This window comes from Vibrio sp. V33_P6A3T137 (assembly GCF_009904835.1).
Classification (GTDB): domain Bacteria; phylum Pseudomonadota; class Gammaproteobacteria; order Enterobacterales; family Vibrionaceae; genus Vibrio; species Vibrio metschnikovii.
In genome coordinates this window covers 1-2,845 of sequence record NZ_WXWK01000163.1, presented here as the reverse complement: position 1 = coordinate 2,845, position 2,845 = coordinate 1, and the positions used below count along the sequence as shown (strand labels likewise).

Below are 2,845 nucleotides of genomic sequence, written 5' to 3'. Positions count from 1 at the left end.
TTTTTGTATTCTAATTTATTGATATTATGAGTTTATTGTTCTTTTTGGTGGCGATTGAAAGTTGAACGATACTTGTGCTTTTTCGGTAACTTTGCCCTGATAAATTGTGCTCGCAAAAGGTTCGGTTTTTGCTGAAAGGTCTCTTTCTTTGGTGTTGTTTGCTCATTGATTCCACCGGCTATTTCGCTTCAGCATGTTTGGGATCTCATGAACATCTTACTTGCTGACAGTGTTTGGTTAGCGCAAGTTTATTGATGCTTTTGCGCTTTTTCCGGCTCTGCTCTGATAAATTGTGCACACAAAAGGTTCGATTGTTGCTGAAAGGTCTCTTTCTTTGGTGTTGCTGGTTCATTGATTCCGCAGGCTATTTCGCTTCAACTTATTTGGGATCTTATCGGCACCAATGATTGCTGAAAGTAGGCAAGTTTATCATTTTGAGTTAAAGTGGCTTTAACTAATGAATATTGTAAAAATTCAATGCAATCAATAGGTAATAAAGCATAACAAACGCTTCAAGAGGGACTTCCAACGCGTGGCATTTTTATTATGCGTTGATTTTTGTGGTTACGGTGTTATGCGGAAACTTGGTAGTAGCGTTGTCAGCCCCTTAAGCGGGCGTTATGTGAATGGAGATCAAAATGTCTTCTGTGCCAAAAAATAAGGATGAATTAGAGTTAGCTATAAACTCAATATTTCCGAAACTTATGGCTGACTATCGTTCAATTCCGGAAAGTAAAGCTCGCAAATCTGGAGTAGAGGGAAACGTCAAAGGTACGGTCATTAGTGTTAGTGATACAGTGGCTTACTTGATTAGTTGGGGAAAACTGGTTCTTAAATGGCATCAGCTAAGATCTCGACACCAACATGTAGATTTCCCAGAAACTGGTTATAAATGGAACCAATTAGGCTTACTCGCTGAAAGCTTCCACGAAGAGTATCGTGATTGGAAATACAATGATTTACTCATTGAACTTGAGTCTACGATTAATGAGATCCTTTTACTCATTTCTAGCTTAAGTAATCATGATTTGTATGGTGTTGCGTGGTATGAACAATGGACTTTGGGGCGCATGATTCAGTTTAATACGTCATCACCTATGAAAAATGTGCGTACAAAAGTTCGGCGTTTCAATCGAGAATTCACATAACAAAGCGTTCAAGAGGGATTCGCAACGCGCGGCATTTTCGTTATGCATTGATTTTATTAGTTTTTAGTGCAATGCGGTGAGTTGGTAGTTGCGTTGCTCACCCCTTAACGCGGCGTTAAATTACAAGGATAGTTCAGTGGAAATAAAGGAAATTAATTCAATCTCTGGTGTATCAGACCAATTAAATTCATTGCTTATTGATTGTGTTGAGAATGGAGCTTCAGTTGGATTTTTAACACCAATCAATAGAGAGGAAATCGAGTCATACTGGATTGAAGTCGAGTCTGATTTAAATTCAGGAGGCCGTCGTTTGTTTATTGTACAAGACGAAAACGTCATTATCGGTGCAGTTCAACTTTCTTTATGTTCTAAAGCAAATGGTTCACATAGAGGGGAAGTTGAAAAACTGATGGTTAAAACAAGTGCTCGTAGGCAAGGTATCAGTAAAAAATTAATGACACTAATGGAAAATACGGCATCTGAACTTGGGTTACAGTTATTGGTTTTGGATACTCGTTTAGGTGATGTGGCTTCTTTGCTATATCGTTCAATTGGTTACATCGAAGCTGGTCAAATTCCAGAGTTTGCGCGTAGTTCTAGTGGAAAGTTAGAGGCAACGGTTTATTTCTACAAGCAATTGTAATTTAACAAAGCGTTCAAGAGGGATTCGCAACGCGTAGCATTTTCGTTATGCGTTGATTTTATTAGTTTTTAGTGCAATGCGGAAGGTTGGTAGTTGCGTTGCTCACCCCTTAACGCGGCGTTATATTTTTTGAGGGTGATATGAATAAAGAAACAGTAATTAGAATACATCAGTATTTAACAGAATATTTTGAGCATGGAGATGATCCTATTTCTCCTCCTGGAGTTAAAGATCTAGGTTTGCTTGAAAGTGCAGTTGTCAGAAAAGATATGACAGCAGGAACTCATGATATTTTTGAAGGTGTATTTAACAAAGCGGCAGCTTTATTTCATGGAGTGATATCAAATCATTCATTCTATAATGGAAATAAAAGGGCTGCATTAATGTCCACATTGGTTTATTTAGGTGAGAATGGATATTGGGTAACTAAATGCACTGATGAAGAAATGTTCGAGTTTACAAGAAAAATTGCAGCTCATGAACTAAGTGAGGATAGAAATCAAGAGGTATTGATTATAGCAGATTGGCTTAAAAACAACTCTAGACGTAGAGAGATTCGAGATAAAGTACTTAGCTTTAACGATCTAAAAACTATTCTTTCGAATTTTGATTACGAAGTAGAAGTTAGCCGTAATAATTGTTGTGAGATTAAAAAAAATGGAAATTTCATTACAAGTATTCGTTATAAAGGTACGAGAGGTGCTGAGGATTACGATGTAAAATATATTAAAGGTTTACGTCGTCGTTTAAGATTGACACCCGAGTACGGCGTGGATAGTTTAGAGTTTTACGGCATGAAAGGTGTTAGTGAAACTTTAAATCAATATATGAAAGTTAGAGATCAGGTAATGAGGTGGCTTGCCAAAATATAACAAAGCATTTAAGAGGGACAGCCAACGCGTGGCATTTTTATTATGCGTTGGTTTTTGCGATTACGATGTTATGCGGAAAGTTGGTAGTAGCGTTGGCTGCCCCTTAATGCGGCGTTATGCTTTATTGAGCCTCAGCAAAATCAATATAAATTTTAATGGGAAAACTCAGTCTGATTTAGAAG

The 2,845-nt window shown here is 37.5% G+C and carries 3 protein-coding genes and 1 pseudogene; all 4 read left to right on the top strand.

Features of this window, described 5'->3' with window-relative positions:
* Window positions 1-638: 638 nt before the first annotated feature.
* Window positions 639-1,148, top strand: a complete 510-nt coding sequence (locus CAG60_RS15335; RefSeq protein ID WP_161439344.1) for a ClbS/DfsB family four-helix bundle protein — start codon at window positions 639-641, stop codon at window positions 1,146-1,148.
* A gap of 136 nt (window positions 1,149-1,284) precedes the next feature.
* Window positions 1,285-1,791, top strand: a complete 507-nt coding sequence (locus CAG60_RS15330) for a GNAT family N-acetyltransferase (RefSeq protein ID WP_161439343.1) — start codon at window positions 1,285-1,287, stop codon at window positions 1,789-1,791.
* Between the two features lie 140 nt (window positions 1,792-1,931).
* Window positions 1,932-2,663, top strand: coding sequence for a type II toxin-antitoxin system death-on-curing family toxin (locus CAG60_RS15325; RefSeq protein WP_161439342.1), 732 nt, complete (start codon window positions 1,932-1,934; stop codon window positions 2,661-2,663).
* Window positions 2,650-2,845: pseudogene (locus CAG60_RS16840) on the top strand (hypothetical protein); the annotation flags it as partial. The gene CAG60_RS15325 and the pseudogene CAG60_RS16840, both read left to right, overlap by 14 nt.

Bases quoted from the DNA above. Each gene is read 5' to 3' on its own strand.
- CAG60_RS15335 (WP_161439344.1), top strand. From the start codon at position 639: ATGTCTTCTGTGCCAAAAAATAAGGATGAATTAGAGTTAGCTATAAAC.
- CAG60_RS15325 (WP_161439342.1), top strand. From the start codon at position 1,932: ATGAATAAAGAAACAGTAATTAGAATACATCAGTATTTAACAGAATAT.